Below are 17,582 nucleotides of genomic sequence, written 5' to 3'. Positions count from 1 at the left end.
GATTGCCGCATGGCGACTTTGGTGCTGCTTAGGCATGGCGAGAGTGACTGGAACGCGAAGGGCCTGTTCACCGGCTGGGTGGACGTCAGCCTGTCCGCCAAGGGCGAGGACGAGGCCCGCCGCGGCGGCAAGCTACTCCAGGAGGCCGGGCTGCGCCCGGACGTCGTCCACACCAGCCTTCTGACCAGGGCCATCCAGACGGCCCAGCTCGCGCTGGCGGAGGCCGACCTGCTCTGGCTGCCGGTCAAGCGCAGCTGGCGGCTCAACGAGCGCCACTACGGCGCCCTCCAGGGCAAGAACAAGGCCCAGACCCGCGAGGAGTTCGGCGACGAGCAGTTCATGCTGTGGCGCCGCTCCTACGACGTGCCCCCGCCCCCCATCGCGGACGACGACGAATACTCCCAGGCCGGCGACCCCCGCTACGCCCTGCTGCCGCCGGAGCTCATGCCCCGCACGGAGTGCCTGAAGGACGTCGTGGGCCGCATGCTGCCCTACTGGTACGACGAGATCGTCCCCGACCTCGCGGCCGGCCGCACGGTGCTGGTCGCCGCCCACGGCAACTCGCTGCGCGCGCTGGTCAAGCACCTCGACGGCATCGGCGACGACGATATCGCCGGGCTCAACATCCCGACCGGCATCCCGCTGCTCTACGAGCTCGACGCCGACTACCGCCCGACCGTGCGCGGCGGCCGCTACCTCGACCCCGACGCCGCGAAGGCCGCCATCGAGGCCGTCGCCAACCAGGGCCGCTGACATCAGGGGGTGCGAGAGCACCCCCCTTTTTTTTTCCGTCGTACGCGTCAGCCGGTCCGCGACCCGGTGACCAGGTAGACGACGGCCTGCGCCACCCGCACCGCGTGGTCGGCGTACCGCTCGTAATAGCGCCCCACCAGCGTGATGTCGATCGCCGGCTCCACCCCGTGCGCCCAGTCCTTGGCCAGGATCTTCGAGAACAGGCGGCGGTGCAGCCGGTCCATCGCGTCGTCGTCCTGCTCGAGCTCCAGGGCCGAGTCCACGTCGCGCGACGCCACGCAGCTGCCGGCCTTCGTGACGAGGTTCTCGGCGATCTGCCCCATTTCCAGAAATGTCGGGCGCAGCCCCGGCGGAATGGCCGAGTCGGGGTGCCGCAGCCGCGCCACCTTGGCCACGTGGACGGCGAGGTCGCCCATGCGTTCGAGGTCGGTGCCCATGCGCAGCGCCGTGATGACCATGCGAAGGTCCACCGCGACCGGCTGCTGCCTGGCCATCAGCTCGAAGATCGACGCCTCGAGGTCCGCGAAGGTGGCGTTCACCTCCTGGTCGCGGGAGATCACGCTCTCGGCGAGCTGCAGGTCGGCGTCAAGGAGGGCCGTGGTGGCACGGGAGATGGCCGACCTGGTCAGCCGGGTCATCTCCACCAGCTTGTCGGTCAGCGAATCGAGTTCTTCGTGGTACGCGTCGCGCATGCCGTCACCGTACGGCGGGGCCGATGAACGAACTCCGACCGCCAGATGAACTTTCCGGGAAAGAGGCGTTCATCCCCTGATGAGGGGGTCTGTCCCTGCGGAAACGCCACCTACCATCGGAGGCATGAGTGAGATGGCCATGAGCTTCGCGGCCCTGGCCGGGTTCGTGGTGGGCGCGCTGGCGGTCCTCTTCTACCGCAACCAGATCGAGGCCCCCAGCCGCACCACCACCGACGGCGTCGAGACCGGCGCGGCGCTGCCCCAGGGCGTCGCGTCCGTGCTGGCCGTGCTGCCCTCGTCCGCCGTCGTCCTCGACGCGCACGACCGGGTGCTGCGGGCCAGCTCGGCCGCACGCGCGTTCGGGCTGGTCAAGGGCGACCGGCTGATGGCCGCCGAGCTGCTCGCCCTGGCCCGCCAAGTGCGCCGCGACGGCGAGATCCGCGAGAGCGAGATCGACGTGGCGGGACACAAGTTCGGCCAGGAGACCACCAACTTCGCCGTACGCGTGGCGCCGCTCGGCTCCTACGGCCAGGTGCTCGTGCTCGCCGAGGACCAGACCGAGCGGCGCAGGGTCGAGGCCGTGCGCCGCGACTTCGTCGCCAACGTCAGCCACGAGCTGAAGACCCCGGTCGGCGCGCTCAGCCTGCTGGCCGAGACCATCCAGGACGCCGCCGACGACCCCGAGGCGGTCAGCCGCTTCGCCGGGCGCATGCAGCACGAGGCCGCCCGGCTCAACTACCTCATCCAGGACCTGATCACGCTCAGCCGGATCCAGGGCGCCGAGCCCATCCCCACGCCGGGCCAGGTCTCCATCGACGAGGCCGTCAACGACGCCATCGACCACTGCAACACCAGAGCCGTCGCCAAGGACATCACGCTGGTCTCCGGCGGCACCGAGGGCCTGCGCATCTGGGGCGACGCCGAGCTGCTCGCCACCGCCCTGCGCAACCTCATCGACAACGCCATCGTCTACAGCCCCGAGCACACCCGGGTCGTGGTCAGCGTGCGCCCGGCCGGCGACTCCGTCGAGATCAGCGTCAGCGACCAGGGCATCGGCATCCCCGAGGAGGCGCTGGAGCGCATCTTCGAGCGGTTCTTCCGCGTCGACGCCGCCCGCTCCCGCGTCACCGGCGGCACCGGGCTCGGCCTGGCCATCGTCAAACACGTCGCCGCGGCCCACGCCGGCGAGGTGTCCGTCTGGAGCAAGGAAGGGTCCGGCTCCACCTTCACCCTGCGCCTGCCCGCCTTCGGCGGCACGGCGCTGGCAGTACCACCCTCGATCCCCATGGAGGCAGCCTCGTGACCGCACGAAGCGAAACCACCGTCGGACGCGCCGGCCGCGTCATGAGGCCCGCAGGAGCACGCGCATGACCCGCGTCCTCGTCGTGGAGGACGAGGAGTCGTTCTCCGACGCCCTGTCCTACATGCTGCGCAAGGAGGGCTTCGAGGTGTCGGTCGCGGCGACCGGCCCCGAGGCGCTCGACACCTTCGACCGCAACGGCGCCGACCTGGTGCTGCTCGACCTGATGCTGCCCGGCCTGCCCGGCACCGAGGTCTGCCGTTCACTGCGGCAGCGCTCGAAGGTCCCGGTCATCATGCTGACCGCCAAGGACAGCGAGATCGACAAGGTCGTCGGCCTTGAGCTGGGCGCCGACGACTACGTCACCAAGCCGTTCTCCTCGCGCGAGCTGGTCGCCCGCATCCGCGCCGTGCTGCGCCGCCAGGGCGACCTCACCGAGGAGCTGGAGAGCGCCGTGCTGGCCGTCGGGCCCGTGCGCATGGACGTCGACCGCCACATCGTCGCCGTCCGCGGCGAGCCCGTGCAGCTGCCGCTGAAGGAGTTCGAGCTGCTGGAGGTGCTGCTGCGCAACGCCGGCCGGGTGCTCACCAGGGGCCAGCTCATCGACCGCGTATGGGGCGCCGACTACGTGGGCGACACCAAGACGCTCGACGTGCACGTCAAGCGGCTGCGGGCGAAGATCGAGTCCGACCCGTCCAACCCGCGCTGCATCCTCACCGTGCGCGGGCTCGGCTACAAGTTCGACGCCGTGGAGGAATGACAGACCCCGGTACCGATCGTGCGGGTACCGGGGTCTTCTCATGCCCTCCGGAGGCTCTAGTGCGCCTCCTCCTCAGCCTCTCCCGTCGGCGACGGCGTGGGCGTCGGGGTGGCCGCGGGGGTCGCGCCCGGAGCCGGGGGGTACGACGCGTATTCGCGGCTGCGCGTGACCACAGGGACGTTCATGGACACGACGCCGGCGTTGGCGAACTGGAGGTCCAGCTTGATGCTCTCGCCGCCCCTGAGGCTCTTGGGGATCGCCTCGAGGATCAGCTGAGGGGCCGGCTTGCCGGTGTTGACGAGCTGGTTGCTCGGAAGCTGAATGGGGGCGGTGATCTTGACCGTGCCCATCTCGCCGGCGTTGACGGCCTGGAGGGTGTCGGGGGTGCCCGAGGTGTTGAGGATGTTCAGGTAGATCGGGGCGGAGCCGCGCCAGGCGAGCTGGGCTCCCGAGTCGGGGCCGAGGATGAACGCCTGAGGGATGTGAATGCCGCTCTTAGCGCCGTACTGACCGTTCTCGATCAACACCTGGGCCTCGTTCGGCGCGTACGGCATGTTGGTGGTGGCGTCGAATCCTGCCCCGCAGCCCGCGAGCACGGGGGCTGCCAAGAACGCGGCGGCTACGACAATCCAGCGACGGCTGGTCACGGGCGGGTTCTCCTTGGTTCTGCGCAGGTGTCGCGCGTGCGTGATGTGCAGCGCCCACCATATCCACCCCAATGCAAGGTCATATCCGCACCCCCGCAGGTCATTCGCTATGTCCAGAAATGCGATTCATAGAGTTGAGCGGTTGTCAACCCCCAATATGCGGCTTTGACCTGCAGTTATGAGGATTTCACTGTTCCGAGAGGCTGTGGATGCGTGGTACCCTGGAGTACAGCGGAAGGGGTACTTGTCACATGACTTTCCAGGTCGGCGACACTGTCGTCTACCCCCACCATGGGGCTGCTCGGATCGAAGCAATCACGACGCGATCCATCAAGGGTGAGGAAAAGACCTACCTGGTGCTCAAGGTCGACAAGGGCGACCTTACCGTCCAGGTGCCAGCTGAAAACGCAGAACTCGTCGGTGTGCGCGACGTTGTCGGTCAGGAAGGCCTTGAGCGGGTTTTCGACGTCCTTCGCATGCCGCACACGGAAGAGCCGACCAACTGGTCTCGTCGCTACAAGGCCAACCTCGAGAAGCTCGCGTCCGGCGATGTGAACAAGGTTGCCGAGGTGGTTCGGGACCTGTGGCGGAGAGACCGCGAGCGTGGCCTGTCCGCCGGCGAGAAGCGCATGCTCGCCAAGGCGCGCCAGATCCTGGTCAGTGAGCTTGCCCTGGCCGAGAAGACCAATGAGGACAAGGCAGAGGCCCTTCTCGACGAGGTTCTCAACTCCTGAACACGAATCTTCCACGGGTGGGCGTCGGTGTCGACGTCCACCCGTTCGCATCACCGGGCTCAGGACGCGAGCTCAACCTCGCCGGTCTGCACTGGCCGGGTGAGCTCGGCGTCGAGGGCCACTCCGACGGCGACGTCGCCGCCCACGCGGCCTGCGACGCGCTGCTGTCCGCGGCCGGTCTCGGCGACCTCGGCAAACTGTTCGGCACCGCCGACCCGCGGTGGGCGGGCGCCTCTGGCACGGTGCTCCTCGAAGAGACCGCTCGCCAGGTGCGGGCGGCCGGCTTCGAGATCGGCAACGTGGCCGTCCAGGTGATCGGTAACCGGCCGAAGCTCGCGCCCCGGCGACTGGAGGCCGAGAAGGCGCTCAGCGCCGCTCTGGGGGCGCCTGTGAGCGTCTCCGCCACCACGACCGACGGCCTGGGGCTGACGGGGCGTGGCGAGGGTGTGGCGGCCGTGGCGACCGCTCTGGTGATCGCGCTCTGATCGGGCTTCGCGATCGTCGGTTCTCGTGGTCGCGACGCTCTTGTCGCGGCCGTCAGGCTCTTTCACAGCCGTGAGGGTTTTTCGCGGTCGTGAGGCTCTTTTCACGGTCGTGACGGTCTTTCGCGGTCGCGTGGCTCATTCGCGGCCGTGAGGCCGTTCGCGTGAACCGATCCCGTGTCCGGCGCGTCCTCTTTGTGGGATACGTGAGGGTGTCCCGGCGGGTCGTCGCCAGCCCGCCGAAAATGCGGAGGCGGCGGTTCGTCACTGGCGCGGTACGGACCGCCGTCTTCCCTCATGGGTAATTCGCCAGTTCAGGGGGTATGTGTCCCGCCAAGACATGTGAACGTCTTCGGGGGGAGCTCCACATGATCGGCGCGATCGTTAGCGCAGTAGTCATCGGCGCCATCGTCGGTGCGCTGGCCAGACTCCTGGTGCCGGGCAGGCAGAACATGTCCATCGGCCTGACCCTCATCGTCGGCATCGTGGCCGCCCTGATCGGCACCCTGATCGCCCAGGCGTTCGGCTGGGCCGACACCAGAGGCATCGACTGGATCGAACACATCCTGCAACTCGTCCTGGCCGTGGCCGGTGTGCTCCTCGTGACCCGGATGGGCATGGGGCGCGGCGGCCGAGGCGGCCGAACAACTACCTGACCTGCACTTTTGCAAAGCGGGCGCATAATTGCCGTAGATCGGGTAGCGACCATCCCGTGAGGGTGAACCGCTCAGCCTCACGGGGAGGTTTCATGTCATGACCATCGAATCCATCCTTGGCGCCATCGTGATCGGCGCCGTGATCGGCGCAATCGGTCGTCTGCTGCTTCCCGGCAGGCAGGCCATCGGGTGGATCCTCACCATCGTCGTCGGCATCGTCGCCGCCCTCCTGGGCACGCTGCTCGCGCAGGTGCTCGGCGTGGAGACCACGCCGGGCATCGACTGGATCGAGCTGGTGATGCAGGTGGTGCTCGCGGTCGTCGGTGTGGGCCTGGTGGCTGGACTACGCCGCGGTAGCGGCAGAAGCGTCTGATCCACGCCGTACGCAACTGGCGGGATAGAAGGGCCCGTCCGGGAACGTGTTCCCGGACGGGCCCTCTTTCGTGCTTCTTCGTCAGTCCTCGGGCGGGCGGGGGGTGCTGCGGAGGCGTTCGGCCGGGGCCGGGGAGTCGTCGACGATCACCCGGTGCGGGGCGGTGTCCTCCATCCCCTCACGCGTCTCCTCACGCAGCTCCTCACGCGTCTCCTTGCCGCGCCGCTCCTGCTCGTCGGCCAGCTCGGGGCCGTGGCGCGGGTCGGGGGCGTCGTCGTCGAAGACGGGGTGGGGCTGGGTGTCGGCGTCCTTGTCGGTGGACTCGGGCGAGGGACGCGGGTGGACGAGCACGTCGGCCGGCTTGACCCGGTCGCCCCAGCGGACGGGGCGGGTCAGCGGTTCCTCATCGGGCTCGCTCGCCGCCTCTTCCCGCACGTCTTCCTGTACGTCGTTCCGCGGCTCTTCCCGCGGCTCTTCGCGCGGCTCTTCCTGGGCCTTTTCTTCGGTCTTTTCCTGAGCTGTGGCCTCGGGCTCTGGCCGGGTCCGTAGGGGGCGGGTCACGGGCTCAGGCTCGGGTGCGGGGCGGCTCAGGGGCTTGTCGGCCGGCTGGGGCTCCGGCTCTTCCTCGTTCTGGACCGGCCACTCGGTCACGCGGCCCGACACAGGAGGCGTCTCGGGGGCGGCGGTGGGGCCCACGACCGGCGTGGGCTCGGACAGGGGCTCAGGCAGGGGCGCGGGCGTCTCCGTCGCGAGCGGGGGCGGCTCATCGGCCCTCGACCCCTGGAACGGCACCAGGTCCTGCTCCTCTGCCTCCCGGTACGCCGGCGCGCGATGCGCCTGCACGTGCTTGATCAGGAGTAACCACAGCCACAGCGCCAGGGCCAGCATCACCCAGGGCGCGAGCGCCACGCCGATGGCCGTCTGCCTGACGTCGAAGGTGACGCGCACCGCCGTGGCCACGTTCGCCGCCGCGGCCGCCGCGATCAGCAGGACCAGCACGAACGCCGCCTGCACGCGTACGAGCATCTTGGCCGAGCGCAGCAGCAGGACGCCGACCAGCGCGACCACCAGCAGCGCGTCGAACGCCGCCGGGTAGAGGAAGGCGAGGTCCTGCCTGGCCTCGCCGGTGACGGCCAGCGCGCGCAGGTCGTCGAAGGAGAGCGCGCACGCGGCACCGGTCAGGGCGGCGACGGCGAGCCCGGCCAGGGCGAGGCCCAGGCGGCGGAGCAAAGAGGGGGGAGTCACGTCCATGGCGTCTTCGAGACTACAGAAGAATGGGGATCACGACCGATCAAGGGAGGCCGCATGACCAAGTTGTCGGAAGATGTCCGCAAACTTTTGGACGCGCCGAATTATGCGACGGTGACCAGTCTCAACGCCGACGGCGGGCCGCAGTCGTCCGTGGTGTGGGTGCGTACGGACGGCGACGACGTGCTCTTCTCCACCGTGAAAGGCCGCGTCAAACCGCGCAACTTCGAGCGCGATCCGCGCGCGAGCCTGCTGGTCATCGATCCCGACAACCCCTACAGGTACGTCGAGGTGCGCGGCCGGGTCACGATGACGCCCGACCCGGAGGGCGCGCTGATCCAGGAGCTGTCGCAGAAGTACCAAGGACGCCCATGGGAGGACAAGCCGGGCACCGAACGGCTCATCGTCCGCATCTCGCCCGACAGGGTGCACCTGCGGGGCTGATTTATCGGCCTGACGACGCCGCCGAGGCGTTAGCCTTTCTTTCGTGAGCCTGCACATCTACGACACCAGCACGCGCGCCATCCGTGAATTCGTTCCGGTCGAAGCCGGCCGGGCGTCGATTTACCTGTGTGGGGCCACCGTGCAGGCTCCTCCGCATATCGGGCACATCCGCTCGGGCGTCAATTTCGACGTGCTCAGGCGTTGGATGGCGCGTTCCGGCTACGAGGTGACGTTCTGCCGCAACGTCACCGACATCGACGACAAGATCATCAGGGTGTCCGCCGAGGAGAGCGTGCCCTGGTTCGTCGTGGCCGAGCGCAACCAGCGGGCCTTCGCCTGGGCCTACGACACGCTCGGATGCCTGCCGCCGACCGTCGAGCCGCGCGCCACCGGCCACGTGCCGGAGATGATCACGCTGATGGAGCGGCTCATCGAGCGCGGCCACGCCTACGCCTCCGGCGGCGACGTCTACTTCGACGTACGCTCCTACGAGGAGCGCTACGGCTCGCTGTCCAACCAGAAGCTCGACAACATGCGGCCCGCGGCCGACACCGACGACGAGTCGTGCAAGCGCGACCCGCGCGACTTCGCGCTGTGGAAGGGCGCCAAGCCCGGCGAGCCCACCTGGCCCACCCCGTGGGGCCCCGGCCGGCCCGGCTGGCACCTCGAGTGCTCCGCGATGGCGACGAAATACCTCGGCCCGACGTTCGACATCCACGGCGGCGGCATCGACCTGATCTTCCCGCACCACGAGAACGAGATCGCCCAGTCCCAGGCCGCCGGCGACGGGTTCGCCCACTACTGGATGCACAACGGCATGCTGAAGATCGGCGCCGAGAAGATGAGCAAGTCGCTCGGCAACTCGCTGCTGATCCCCGACATGGTGCAGAAGGTGCGTCCCGTCGAGCTGCGCTACTACCTCGCGGCGCCCCACTACCGCTCCTCGATCGACTACTCCGAGGAGGCGCTGCTCGAGGCGGCGGCGGCGTACCAGCGGATCGAGGGGTTCGTGACGCGGGCCGCCGAGGTGATCCACGACGTCGACGCCCACGCGCCGCTGCCGCAGGCGTTCGCCGACGCGCTCGACGACGACCTCGGCACGCCGCAGGCGCTCGCCGTCGTGCACGAGGTGGTGCGCGAGGGCAACGTGGCGCTGGCCCGCGGCGACAAGGAGGCCGTGGCGCGGCTGCTCGCCGAGACCCAGAACATGCTCGACGTGCTCGGCCTCGACCCGCGCTCGCCGCAGTGGCGCGGCACGGGCTCCGATCTGTCGCCCGTCGTCGACGCGCTCGTCGCGGTGGCGCTCGAGCAGCGCAAGGCGGCGCGCGAGCGTAAGGACTACGCGGCCGCCGACGCGATCAGGGACCAGCTCGCGGCGGCCGGCATCACCGTCGAGGACACCCCGCACGGGCCCCGGTGGGAGCTGAGCCGCTGATCAGGCCGCGGTCTCGTCCAAGGCGGTCGCGATCCACGTGAACAGCGCGGGATCCTGCTCGTAGGTGGGGAGCGGGGTCCCGTTGATCCGGCCCACCAGCGCGACATACCTGCCATAGGTGGCGTCGTACTCCGGGTCCTCCGGCAAGTCCTGCACCATGAGGAAGGTCGCCGCCAGACGCTGCCTGGAGCCGCTGCCGGCGAGCTCCGCGAGGCGTACCACCAGCTCTTCGACGCGCGGATCGTGCGGCGGCAGGCCCTGGTGGTACGCCGTCACCAGGTCATCGCCGATCTTCGCCCCCTCCTCATGGATGAAGTCCCACGTCGCCGGGGCGGCCAGTTCGCTGCCGGGGAACGTACCGTAGACGTCCTGGAGATGGGCGCGGACCGCGGCCCTGAACTCCTCGTCCTGCAGCAGGTCGGCCAGCTCGATCCAGGCTTCGAGCTGCTCGGCGGACGGGTCGTCGGGCAGGCACGGGCGCAGCTCGCGCAGCCGGTCCACGATGCCGGACGGCAGGTCGAGCGACCCGCCCACCCCGGACCAGAAGTCGTCGATGAGGCGCTCGCGTTCGTCGTCCCGCATCGAGACGAGGCGGTGCATCAGGGCCGCCTGGGCGGCCGTGCCGCGCTGCCTGACGAGCGTACGCAGCACCGCCCGCCTGGCCCGCAGGTCGCGCTCCTGCCGCTCCACCAGCTCCAGGTGGGCGGCGAGGAGATCGTGCAGCGACGTCTCGCCCGCGAGCAACTGGCGGATGTCGAGCAGGCCCGCGTCGAGCTCCCTGAGCGTGCGGATCAGCTCCAGGCGGGCGATGGCGCGGACGTCGTACAGGCGGTAGCCCGCCTCGGTCAGCCGGGTGGGGGCGACGATGCCGGCGTCGGAGTAGTACCGGATGGCGCTGACGCTCAGGCCGGTGCGGCGCGCGACGTCCCCGATGGGGTAGAGGTCGTTGTCGTCCATGTCCGTCACTATGGAGTCTCAAGCGGATCGAGACTCAAGCCCTTTCCCGCCCTTTTTGGCTACGTCCTGAGAAGGGCGGCGGCCCGAGTACCCTTGAACGCATGGCAGCAGGCGGTAGGGCATCAGGCAGGCCCGCGAAGAAGAAGGGCCCGGCCAAGGGCACCGGTGGGCAGCGCCGCCGTTCGCTCGAAGGCAAGGGCGCGACGCCGCCTGCCGAGATGCGGCACTGGTACAAGGAGAAGGCGCGCGCCGAGCGCATCGCGCGGGAGGAGCGCGGGAGCGGTCGCCGTCCCGGCGCGGCTCGCCCGCAGCGGCGCTCAGAAGACGCGCCCGAATACATCGGCGGGCGCAACCCGGTCCTGGAGGCGCTGCAGGCCGGGGTGCCGTGCAACGCGCTCTACGTGGCGCAGCGCATCGACAACGACGACCGCGTACGCGACTCCATCAAGATCGCGGCCGAGCGCGGCATCGCCCTGCTCGAGGCCACCCGCGACAAGCTCGACCGCCTCACCGAGGGCGGCGTGCACCAGGGCATCGCGCTGCAGATCCCGGCCTACGACTACGCGCACCCGTCAGAGCTGATCGAGATCGCCCACGAGGCCGGCGAGGCGCCGCTGATCGTCGCCCTCGACTCCGTCACCGACCCGCGCAACCTCGGCGCCATCGCCCGCTCCGCCACCGCCTTCGGCGCCCACGGCCTGCTCGTGCCGTCCCGCCGCTCGGCCGGCGTCACGGGCGGCGCCTGGAAGACGTCCGCGGGCACCCTGGCCACCCTGCGCGTCGCCCGCGCCGCCAACCTGACCGCCGCGCTACGCGAATACCGCGACGCCGGCCTCTTCGTCGTCGGCCTCGACGGCACGGGCTCGACCGAACTCGCCGACGTCGACCTGCTCGGCGAGCCCCTGGTCATCGTCGTCGGCTCGGAGGGCAAGGGGCTGTCCCGGCTGGTCAGGGAGCAGTGCGACGTCCTCACCCGCATCCCGATGCGCGCCGCCGCCGAGTCGCTGAACGCGGGGGTGGCGGCGGGGGTGGCGCTGTACGAAGTCGCTCGTCACAGGCGTCCCTAGCGTCTACACTGGTAGGCCGTGCCGACGTAGCTCAATCGGCAGAGCATCTGTCTTGTAAACAGAAGGTCAGGGGTTCGATTCCCCTCGTCGGCTCTGCAAGATGAAGCCCCTGAACTGGTGTTTCCGGTTCAGGGGCTTCGTGTTTGTCAGGACCATGTGGCGATCTTGCTAACACCCTTGCTAACAGGAGGCCACCGCCTGGGCGAAGATGTCGGCGGCGGTGGCGGCCTGCTCGCGGATGACATGGGCGTACACGCGGAGGGTGATCGCCGGGTCGGCGTGGCCGAGGCGGGCCGCGACCACATGCACGGGGGTGCCGGCCATCAGGAGCGTCGTCGCGTGGATGTGGCGCAGGTCGTGGAGGCGGGCGTGGGGGAGCGGTGATCGTGGGTTCTGCTTGTTGTGGGCGGCGATGAGCTTGGGCATGAGGGAGCTTGGGGTGTCCGGGAAGACGGGCTCTCCCCAGCCTGTCGTGAAGACGTAGGCATGGCCGCCCTTCCAGGACTCGCCGAGCTTGAGCCGCTCCTCGTCCTGGCGGGCGCGGTGGGCTTTGAGGACCTTGACCGTTCCGGCGTCGAGGGAGACGACACGGGAACGGCCGCTCTTCGTGGTGCCTTCGACGCGCTGGCGGTCGAGGACTGCGGCCGTGCCCGTGATGTGGATCTGGGGCTTGTCGAGGTCCACGTCGGTCCAGCGGAGGTTGAGCAGTTCGCCTCTACGGGCTCCCGTGTAAGCGGCCAGGTGAAAGAAGGCGTACAGCCGGTGCTCCTGAGCTGTTGCTAGAAAGGCTCGGAGTTGGGCCGGGGTCCAGATCATGCCTGGTTCGGTTGCCTGGGTGCGTGGGAGCTTGGCGCGTTCGGCGGGGTTGTTGGGGAGCAGCTCGTCTACGAGCACGGCGTCCGTGAGTGCCTTGCGGAGGACCGTGTGGACGTGCTTGACGGTGTTCGCCGCGAGCGGGCCGCCCTTGCGCCCGCCGTGTGTCAGCAGGTCGCGGTAGAACTTCGTGATCGCCGCAGGCCGGAGGGCTTGCAGACGGACGTTGCCGATTCGAGGGCCGATGTAGAGACGGATCATGTCGCGGTAGCCCTTGAGCGTGTGTGGCTTGATCTCGACGGCGTGACCCTCGATCCACTCGGCCAGGTACTCGGCGACGGTGACAGTGTTCCTGTCGATGTACTCGCCGCGTCGAGCTTTGACCCTGGCCTCGTCGCGGGCTGCCTTCGCGTCGTCTTCCGTGGCGAAGCCGCCTACCCACTTCGGCTTGCTCTCGCCTGTTTCGGGGTCGCGGACCCTGATCACGTAGGACCAGGTGGTGCCGCGCTTCATGACACCGTCGCGCAGCTTGGGTGCCTTCGTCTTACGCGGCTGCTTGTCCGGCGCGCCGGCGAGGGCCTCGGTCATATGGCGACCTCCTTCCTGGTCAGGTGGGTGATGTAGTCGGTGAGGGCGGTGACGGGGATGCGGCGGGAGCCGTCGATGCGGATGGAGGAGACCGCGCCCGTGGCGAGTAGTTGGTAGAGCTTGCTGCGGGAGATGGCCAGGGCTTCGGCGGCTTCTGGGACCGTGAGGAGGAGCCGGGTCATGGGCGGCTCCCGTCGAGGTGTTGTGGCGTCGGCGATGGGGTGCCGGTGATGGCGGCGGCGAGGAGGGCGTCTCCTGCGGAGTGGCCCTTGCCGGCGTACTGCCATTCGCTGATGACGAGAACGGTGTCTTCGTCGAACAGGGGCAGGCGGCCGGTAGTGATGTCTTCGGCTCGTGCGTGGTGTTCGCGGTCGGCTCGGATGTCGCCGAGGGTGGTGGAGTAGTGGCGGCTCCTGGTGGAGAAGTGGCCGCGGAAGCCGAGCATGTGGGCCCAGTCTGCGAGGCGCAGGTCGGCGAGGTCCGGTTCTTTGCCGAGGTCTAGGCAGGTGGTGATGAGGCGGCGGGCGTGGGTGCGGAGGTTGTATGCCTCCAGGTTGTCCAATGGGTTGATGCGGCGGTCTAGGGTGCCGACGCATTCGGCGGCCTTGGTGGCGTACTTGGCGATGTAGCCGGCTACTGCTTGGTCCGTGAGGTCGCCGTTCATGGTGATGGGGCGGATGTCGAGTTGGTCGCCCCAGCGCAGGATGCGTTCTGGCTGGCCGGCGTAGGCCGGGGCTTTGGCCGTCACGGCTCCAGCTGCGTGCTGGATGGCTTGGGTGAGTGCGTCGGCGGTCGCCCAGGGTGGGGGTGGGGCTTCGGGGCCGCCGGGGCCGTCGAGGCGGATGACGGCGTGGAAGTGGACGACGCCGCGCCGTTGGTATTCGGCGACTTTGGCGAAGGAGAGGGTGAGGTGGTGGCGGAAGTCCTTGAGGAGGAGGCCGCCTTGTTTGGCGAGGTGGCGGCGTACGGAGTCGGCGAAGCGCTTCCACAGCAGTGGGGCCAGGGCGTTGAACAGGACGGTGCCGGTGTAGTCGTAGCAGTCGGGGCAGAGTGGTTCGCCGAGGCGGGGGTCCTCTTTGCTGTGGCGGGTGGTGCAGGACATAGTGCGGCCGTGTGGGCAGGTGGGTGCGTTGCGGCGGGCATGGCAGGGCTGGGTCTTGCCGTTCTTCTCGTGGCGGGTGTGGACCGTTCCGAAGCTGGGTGCGGTGAGGGTGATGAACAGGGTCGGGTGGCTTGTGACGGTGTCCGGGACGCCCTTGCCGCCGACGAGGCCGGCGCGGATGAGGTGGTAGGTGTCGGCGCGGTAGGTCTCGGCGCAGGTGGGGCAGCGGGAGGCGCGGCGGGTCTTGCATGGAACGCGTAGGACGCCGTCTGGCTCGTGTTTGGTGGTGTAGCGGTGCAGGAGTTGGCCAGTCGCCTTGTCGTAGTGGTCGATCTTGCCGCGTAGGTGGATGGGCTGGCGGCAGCCTCCGGTGGCGCGGATCTGGGTTGCCCAGCGGTCGTAGTCGGGGTGGTTGAGTCGGGCGATCATGCCTGCTTTGGCGTGCGCGGTGGCGTGAGTTGTGGGCAAGATGGTGTTCTCCTTTCGCTCGTTCGGGTGAAGGGATGGCCCTCGACCTGGCAGTCGTCTTGGCGGATGTGCGGCCAGGCCGGGGGCGCTGCGCTTTTCAGGCGCCGTGGTTGTCGATGCCGGTGCCGTCGCAGTCGAGGCAGCGGGCGTTGTCGGGGTCGATGCCGGTGCCGTTGCAGGTGCAACAGCGGTAGTGGATTACCTCCTCACTCATGTGGGTGGCTTTCTGCTGGTGGTGAGGTAGATGCGCCAGTGGTGGGGGCGGGCGCGGTCGGGGTAGGCGCGTGAGACGCCGATGACGGCGAAGTGCAGGCGTAGGCGGAACAGGGCGTCGACGATCTCGGCTCGGGTGCCGTCGATGCGGATGCGCATGATCGGTGCTCCTGGTCAGGCGGTGGGTACGGGGTCGGGCTGGATGCAGCCGTGGTAGCTGGTTTCGGCTTCGTGGCGGGCGCGGGCGGCGGCCAGGACGGCGACGGCGCGGTACTCGATCGGGCCGAACATGCGTGAGGTGGCGTAGTGGCCGCGCGAGGCGCCCTCCTGGTTGATGTCCGAGCCGAGGACGGGGGCGATCTGGTCGATCTCGGCGCTCTGGGCGGCGTCGCTGTCTTGGTTGGGGAAGTAGTAGACGGTGATGTAGGGCGGGACGGGCAGGTCAGGGTGGGCTTCGAAGAAGGCGGCCAGGTCGAGCAGGCCGTTGATGACAGCGGTGCGGTCGTCGTACTCCATGGGTTGGTTCTCCTTTCAGGCGGTTCGCAGGGTGCGCATCAGGTCGGTGGCGAGTTGGCTTGAGACGCCCAGGTGGGCGCGTAGGGCGTCGTCGGTGATGGGTTTGCCGTGCTTGGTCTCGTGGTCGTCGGCTACGCGGCGGGCGTAGTCCACGAGTGCGGGAGCCAGGGCCTTGGTCGGTTCGTCTTCGACTTGGGGTTGTTGCGGGACGAGTTCTGGGGCCTCTGCGGTGGTGGTGGGGTGAGCCGCGCGGCGTTCCAGCATGGAGATGGCGATGAGGAACGCGGCGGCCGGAGTGGCGGCGGTGATCCAGCCCCAGACGGTTGGGTCGGCTTGGGCGAGGTTGGCGGCCAGCGAGAGGGCGATGCCGCCGGTCAGGACGAGGACGGGCCAGGAGATCGGGCCGCGCCGGGTTCGGCTGGTCTTCTTGTCGCGTTGGCGTTCGCGGGCGGCCATGACGCAGGTCAGGTCGATGCAGACGGCGACGGCCCAGGACATCCAGCCGGTTTGGCCGTGCTGGCTGGCGGTGTCGCGGATGTGGGTGAACGATCCGGCACCCGCGATGGCGGCCAGGATGAGGACCGGGCCGGTGTCGAGCAGTCGGCAGGCGTAGCGTCGCATCGTTCCTCCCTTCGTGGTTCAGGCGTTGATGGGCTGAGGTAGGTGGGTGGTGATCTCGTCCCAGGCGGGTGTGAGGTGGGCGTGGGTACGGGCGGCGCGTTCGGCGGTTTGCTCGGTGACGTAGAAGGAGCGGGCGCGGTACCACTGGCCGTCCTGGCTGGCGACGATGGCGACGCCGGGTGTATCGGCGGCGATGGCGCGGGCGGAGATCAGGGCGGCGGGGTCGAGGTCGCCGAGGGTCATGGTGGCGGTCTCTGGGTCGTTGACGCGGTGGCAGATGCGGCCCGAGCACTGGGCGCGCAGGGCGGTGACTCCGGGGCCGAGGTCGGAGCCGATCCTTTGGCCGCAGCAGAACAGGTAGATGCCGAAGGCGCGGCCGAGCTGGGCGACCCGGAGCAGGGCGGTCGAGGTTTTGGCGATCTCGTCTTTCTCCGACTTGTCGGCCATCAGGTACAGCTCGGCCAGCTCGTCCACCAGGACCACGATCGGGACGGGGCGCAGGGCGGGCGGGACTTGCCAGATGTTGCGGGCGCCGGCCTGGCGGCACAGGCCCATGCGGTCGATCATCAGGGCGACGAGGTCGGTGAGCAGGCCGACCGATTCGGCGCGGGAGGTGGCCAGGGCCGACAGGCGGGGTGCGTACGGGGTGAACTCCACGCCGCCCTTGAGGTCGAAGCCGACCAGAGCCACCGGTTGCGGCGCGAGCCCGACGATCAAGGCGTTGGCAAGGTTCGACTTGCCGGACTGGGTCGCCCCCGCGTTGATCCAGTGCGGCACCGTACGGAAGTCGATGATCCAGGGCTTGCCGGTCTCCAGCCGTCCCACCACCACCTTGAGCAGGTCGGGCGAGGGCGGGAGGTCGTCCACTTTGACCAGCGGGTCGCGCATGGTGGCCATGAGGACGACGCGGCCGGGCCGGGGTGAGGAGACACGTATCGCGTGGACGCCCCAGGAGTGGGCGAGCCGTTCGGCGGCGTCGGCGTAGTCGCCGGGTGTCTGGCCTTCCAGGGTATGGAGGGTGACGCGCCAGCCGTGCCGGGTGGGCAGCGGGAGCCACATGAACGGTTTGGTGTCCACGGCGACGCGTTGCCACCGGCGGCGTACGCGGACGATGCCGGTGGAGGCGATCGCGCCGGGGACGGTGGTGAACCACCAGCGCTGCCGCTTCTTGGTCAGGCCGCAGCCGAGCGCCACTCGCCGCCATGAGGCTCGGACGGTCAGGGCGATCAGCGGGAAGCCGCACACGAGCCAGAAGGATGGGCGGTGGTAGCGGCGCCAGGCCCACAGTCCGGCCGCCGCAGCGGCCAGGACTGTGAGCACATAGAGCGCGTCACGCATCGGCGGCCTCCCGGACGGGGAGCAGGGCGTTCGCGCGGTAGGCGATGCCCCAGCGGCCGGCGATCTCCCAGACGTAGCCGAGCAGGCCGATGGCGTTGACTTGGTCGCCGACGCTGATGGGTGGTTCGCCGGTGATGCCGATCTTGACGAGTTCGATGCGGCCGAACTCGTCCTCGACCGAGACGGTGACCTCGTAGACGGTGTTGCCGTTCTTGTCGGTCTTGATCTCGCCGGTGTCGCGGTTGAGCACCCGGGGACGCGGGGCCTTGACGCAGGTGATGGCGAGCTTGCTGACATCGACAGGGATCGGGACCGAACGCATGGGCTGTGACCTCCTCTTTCGTCGTGAGCAACATAGTTAACCTAGTTAGCTCG

General features: G+C 69.2%; 22 protein-coding genes and 1 tRNA gene. 11 read left to right on the top strand and 12 right to left on the bottom strand.

All coding sequences use genetic code 11. From position 1 onward, the window contains the following. The first annotated feature begins 9 nt into the window (after nucleotides 1-9). Nucleotides 10-753 (top strand): phosphoglyceromutase, encoded by a 744-nt coding sequence (locus ACFFR3_RS23155; protein WP_364378025.1) that lies wholly within the window; start codon nucleotides 10-12, stop codon nucleotides 751-753. Nucleotides 754-800: 47 nt separating this feature from the next. On the opposite strand, the gene phoU is transcribed toward ACFFR3_RS23155, so the two are convergent. Beyond that, a complete protein-coding gene (gene phoU, locus ACFFR3_RS23150; RefSeq protein WP_345395325.1) occupies nucleotides 801-1,445 on the bottom strand; it encodes a phosphate signaling complex protein PhoU in 645 nt (214 codons plus the stop codon). 133 nt (nucleotides 1,446-1,578) lie between these two features. On the opposite strand from phoU, the gene ACFFR3_RS23145 reads away from it, so the two are divergent. Both ACFFR3_RS23145 and ACFFR3_RS23140 read left to right on the top strand, forming a co-directional pair. After that, nucleotides 1,579-2,748 carry a sensor histidine kinase gene (locus tag ACFFR3_RS23145; protein ID WP_364378251.1) on the top strand — a complete coding sequence of 390 codons (1,170 nt, stop codon included), beginning with the start codon at nucleotides 1,579-1,581 and terminating at the stop codon, nucleotides 2,746-2,748. Between the two features lie 64 nt (nucleotides 2,749-2,812). Then, on the top strand, nucleotides 2,813-3,505 hold the full coding sequence (locus ACFFR3_RS23140) for a response regulator (protein WP_345395328.1): 693 nt from the start codon (nucleotides 2,813-2,815) through the stop codon (nucleotides 3,503-3,505). Nucleotides 3,506-3,561: 56 nt separating this feature from the next. Here ACFFR3_RS23140 and ACFFR3_RS23135 read toward each other — a convergent pair whose 3' ends face one another. Further along, nucleotides 3,562-4,152: a copper chaperone PCu(A)C gene (locus ACFFR3_RS23135; protein WP_364378028.1), complete on the bottom strand. Its 591-nt coding sequence runs from the start codon at nucleotides 4,150-4,152 to the stop codon at nucleotides 3,562-3,564. A gap of 251 nt (nucleotides 4,153-4,403) precedes the next feature. On the opposite strand from ACFFR3_RS23135, the gene ACFFR3_RS23130 reads away from it, so the two are divergent. The 4 genes from ACFFR3_RS23130 to ACFFR3_RS23115 all read left to right on the top strand — a co-directional run bounded on the left by ACFFR3_RS23130 (nucleotide 4,404) and on the right by ACFFR3_RS23115 (nucleotide 6,397). Continuing rightward, a complete protein-coding gene (locus ACFFR3_RS23130; RefSeq protein ID WP_020544658.1) occupies nucleotides 4,404-4,886 on the top strand; it encodes a CarD family transcriptional regulator in 483 nt (160 codons plus the stop codon). Between the two features lie 17 nt (nucleotides 4,887-4,903). Continuing rightward, the gene (gene ispF, locus ACFFR3_RS23125; protein WP_345395331.1) at nucleotides 4,904-5,371 is read left to right on the top strand and encodes a 2-C-methyl-D-erythritol 2,4-cyclodiphosphate synthase; all 468 of its coding nucleotides are present in this window, start codon (nucleotides 4,904-4,906) and stop codon (nucleotides 5,369-5,371) included. A gap of 365 nt (nucleotides 5,372-5,736) precedes the next feature. After that, complete coding sequence (locus ACFFR3_RS23120; protein ID WP_345395334.1) at nucleotides 5,737-6,024, top strand: GlsB/YeaQ/YmgE family stress response membrane protein; 288 nt, start codon at nucleotides 5,737-5,739, stop codon at nucleotides 6,022-6,024. A 97-nt stretch (nucleotides 6,025-6,121) separates the two neighbouring features. Next, nucleotides 6,122-6,397, top strand: coding sequence for a GlsB/YeaQ/YmgE family stress response membrane protein (locus tag ACFFR3_RS23115; protein ID WP_345395337.1), 276 nt, complete (start codon nucleotides 6,122-6,124; stop codon nucleotides 6,395-6,397). 81 nt (nucleotides 6,398-6,478) lie between these two features. Here ACFFR3_RS23115 and ACFFR3_RS23110 read toward each other — a convergent pair whose 3' ends face one another. Next, entirely contained in the window at nucleotides 6,479-7,648 is a 1,170-nt protein-coding gene (locus ACFFR3_RS23110; protein WP_379483832.1) for a DUF2637 domain-containing protein, read from the bottom strand. Between the two features lie 54 nt (nucleotides 7,649-7,702). Between ACFFR3_RS23110 and ACFFR3_RS23105 the strand changes: the two genes are divergently transcribed. Both ACFFR3_RS23105 and cysS read left to right on the top strand, forming a co-directional pair. Further along, on the top strand, nucleotides 7,703-8,089 hold the full coding sequence (locus ACFFR3_RS23105) for a PPOX class F420-dependent oxidoreductase (RefSeq protein ID WP_345395346.1): 387 nt from the start codon (nucleotides 7,703-7,705) through the stop codon (nucleotides 8,087-8,089). Between the two features lie 43 nt (nucleotides 8,090-8,132). Further along, nucleotides 8,133-9,524, top strand: a complete 1,392-nt coding sequence (gene cysS / locus ACFFR3_RS23100) for a cysteine--tRNA ligase (RefSeq protein WP_345395349.1) — start codon at nucleotides 8,133-8,135, stop codon at nucleotides 9,522-9,524. Here cysS and ACFFR3_RS23095 read toward each other — a convergent pair whose 3' ends face one another. After that, nucleotides 9,525-10,481, bottom strand: coding sequence for a MerR family transcriptional regulator (locus tag ACFFR3_RS23095; RefSeq protein ID WP_364378035.1), 957 nt, complete (start codon nucleotides 10,479-10,481; stop codon nucleotides 9,525-9,527). Between the two features lie 101 nt (nucleotides 10,482-10,582). On the opposite strand from ACFFR3_RS23095, the gene rlmB reads away from it, so the two are divergent. Together rlmB and ACFFR3_RS23085 are read left to right on the top strand one after the other, a co-directional pair. After that, nucleotides 10,583-11,548 (top strand): 23S rRNA (guanosine(2251)-2'-O)-methyltransferase RlmB, encoded by a 966-nt coding sequence (gene rlmB / locus ACFFR3_RS23090; protein ID WP_345395355.1) that lies wholly within the window; start codon nucleotides 10,583-10,585, stop codon nucleotides 11,546-11,548. A gap of 20 nt (nucleotides 11,549-11,568) precedes the next feature. Next, nucleotides 11,569-11,641, top strand: a tRNA-Thr gene (locus ACFFR3_RS23085). Between the two features lie 87 nt (nucleotides 11,642-11,728). Here the strand turns inward: ACFFR3_RS23085 and ACFFR3_RS23080 are convergent. The 8 genes from ACFFR3_RS23080 to ACFFR3_RS23045 all read right to left on the bottom strand — a co-directional run bounded on the left by ACFFR3_RS23080 (nucleotide 11,729) and on the right by ACFFR3_RS23045 (nucleotide 17,529). Further along, the gene (locus ACFFR3_RS23080) at nucleotides 11,729-12,949 is read right to left on the bottom strand and encodes a site-specific integrase (RefSeq protein ID WP_379483831.1); all 1,221 of its coding nucleotides are present in this window, start codon (nucleotides 12,947-12,949) and stop codon (nucleotides 11,729-11,731) included. Further along, nucleotides 12,946-13,131: a helix-turn-helix domain-containing protein gene (locus ACFFR3_RS23075; protein WP_345395361.1), complete on the bottom strand. Its 186-nt coding sequence runs from the start codon at nucleotides 13,129-13,131 to the stop codon at nucleotides 12,946-12,948. Before ACFFR3_RS23075 ends, ACFFR3_RS23080 begins: the two co-directional genes overlap by 4 nt. Next, on the bottom strand, nucleotides 13,128-14,480 hold the full coding sequence (locus ACFFR3_RS23070; RefSeq protein ID WP_379483862.1) for a replication initiator: 1,353 nt from the start codon (nucleotides 14,478-14,480) through the stop codon (nucleotides 13,128-13,130). Before ACFFR3_RS23070 ends, ACFFR3_RS23075 begins: the two co-directional genes overlap by 4 nt. Nucleotides 14,481-14,729: 249 nt before the next feature. Then, entirely contained in the window at nucleotides 14,730-14,891 is a 162-nt protein-coding gene (locus ACFFR3_RS23065) for a hypothetical protein (RefSeq protein WP_379483830.1), read from the bottom strand. A 15-nt stretch (nucleotides 14,892-14,906) separates the two neighbouring features. Then, nucleotides 14,907-15,248, bottom strand: a complete 342-nt coding sequence (locus ACFFR3_RS23060; RefSeq protein WP_345395367.1) for a hypothetical protein — start codon at nucleotides 15,246-15,248, stop codon at nucleotides 14,907-14,909. A gap of 15 nt (nucleotides 15,249-15,263) precedes the next feature. Further along, on the bottom strand, nucleotides 15,264-15,869 hold the full coding sequence (locus tag ACFFR3_RS23055; protein ID WP_345395370.1) for a DUF2637 domain-containing protein: 606 nt from the start codon (nucleotides 15,867-15,869) through the stop codon (nucleotides 15,264-15,266). Between the two features lie 18 nt (nucleotides 15,870-15,887). Beyond that, entirely contained in the window at nucleotides 15,888-17,207 is a 1,320-nt protein-coding gene (locus ACFFR3_RS23050) for an FtsK/SpoIIIE domain-containing protein (protein WP_345395373.1), read from the bottom strand. Next, the gene (locus ACFFR3_RS23045) at nucleotides 17,200-17,529 is read right to left on the bottom strand and encodes an SCO3933 family regulatory protein (RefSeq protein WP_345395376.1); all 330 of its coding nucleotides are present in this window, start codon (nucleotides 17,527-17,529) and stop codon (nucleotides 17,200-17,202) included. The genes ACFFR3_RS23050 and ACFFR3_RS23045 overlap by 8 nt, the downstream gene beginning before the upstream one ends. Nucleotides 17,530-17,582 lie beyond the last annotated feature (53 nt).

This window comes from Nonomuraea salmonea, from assembly GCF_042428605.1.
Classification (GTDB): Bacteria; Actinomycetota; Actinomycetes; order Streptosporangiales; family Streptosporangiaceae; genus Nonomuraea; species Nonomuraea salmonea.
Note: the sequence above shows the minus strand (reverse complement) of the source record. Positions and strands in the feature narration are given on the sequence as shown.

What these genes read in the sequence shown, in the direction of transcription:
- ACFFR3_RS23110 (WP_379483832.1), bottom strand. Translation starts at nt 7,648, where the DNA reads ATGGACGTGACTCCCCCCTCTTTGCTCCGCCGCCTGGGCCTCGCCCTG.
- ACFFR3_RS23115 (WP_345395337.1), top strand. Translation starts at nt 6,122, where the DNA reads ATGACCATCGAATCCATCCTTGGCGCCATCGTGATCGGCGCCGTGATC.
- ACFFR3_RS23050 (WP_345395373.1), bottom strand. Translation starts at nt 17,207, where the DNA reads ATGCGTGACGCGCTCTATGTGCTCACAGTCCTGGCCGCTGCGGCGGCC.
- ACFFR3_RS23045 (WP_345395376.1), bottom strand. Translation starts at nt 17,529, where the DNA reads ATGCGTTCGGTCCCGATCCCTGTCGATGTCAGCAAGCTCGCCATCACC.
- ACFFR3_RS23140 (WP_345395328.1), top strand. Translation starts at nt 2,813, where the DNA reads ATGACCCGCGTCCTCGTCGTGGAGGACGAGGAGTCGTTCTCCGACGCC.
- ACFFR3_RS23075 (WP_345395361.1), bottom strand. Translation starts at nt 13,131, where the DNA reads ATGACCCGGCTCCTCCTCACGGTCCCAGAAGCCGCCGAAGCCCTGGCC.
- rlmB (WP_345395355.1), top strand. Translation starts at nt 10,583, where the DNA reads ATGGCAGCAGGCGGTAGGGCATCAGGCAGGCCCGCGAAGAAGAAGGGC.
- ACFFR3_RS23130 (WP_020544658.1), top strand. Translation starts at nt 4,404, where the DNA reads ATGACTTTCCAGGTCGGCGACACTGTCGTCTACCCCCACCATGGGGCT.
- ACFFR3_RS23105 (WP_345395346.1), top strand. Translation starts at nt 7,703, where the DNA reads ATGACCAAGTTGTCGGAAGATGTCCGCAAACTTTTGGACGCGCCGAAT.
- ACFFR3_RS23120 (WP_345395334.1), top strand. Translation starts at nt 5,737, where the DNA reads ATGATCGGCGCGATCGTTAGCGCAGTAGTCATCGGCGCCATCGTCGGT.
- ACFFR3_RS23155 (WP_364378025.1), top strand. Translation starts at nt 10, where the DNA reads ATGGCGACTTTGGTGCTGCTTAGGCATGGCGAGAGTGACTGGAACGCG.
- ACFFR3_RS23060 (WP_345395367.1), bottom strand. Translation starts at nt 15,248, where the DNA reads ATGGAGTACGACGACCGCACCGCTGTCATCAACGGCCTGCTCGACCTG.
- ACFFR3_RS23095 (WP_364378035.1), bottom strand. Translation starts at nt 10,481, where the DNA reads ATGGACGACAACGACCTCTACCCCATCGGGGACGTCGCGCGCCGCACC.
- phoU (WP_345395325.1), bottom strand. Translation starts at nt 1,445, where the DNA reads ATGCGCGACGCGTACCACGAAGAACTCGATTCGCTGACCGACAAGCTG.
- ACFFR3_RS23080 (WP_379483831.1), bottom strand. Translation starts at nt 12,949, where the DNA reads ATGACCGAGGCCCTCGCCGGCGCGCCGGACAAGCAGCCGCGTAAGACG.
- ACFFR3_RS23065 (WP_379483830.1), bottom strand. Translation starts at nt 14,891, where the DNA reads ATGCGCATCCGCATCGACGGCACCCGAGCCGAGATCGTCGACGCCCTG.
- ACFFR3_RS23145 (WP_364378251.1), top strand. Translation starts at nt 1,579, where the DNA reads ATGGCCATGAGCTTCGCGGCCCTGGCCGGGTTCGTGGTGGGCGCGCTG.
- ACFFR3_RS23070 (WP_379483862.1), bottom strand. Translation starts at nt 14,480, where the DNA reads ATGATCGCCCGACTCAACCACCCCGACTACGACCGCTGGGCAACCCAG.
- ACFFR3_RS23055 (WP_345395370.1), bottom strand. Translation starts at nt 15,869, where the DNA reads ATGCGACGCTACGCCTGCCGACTGCTCGACACCGGCCCGGTCCTCATC.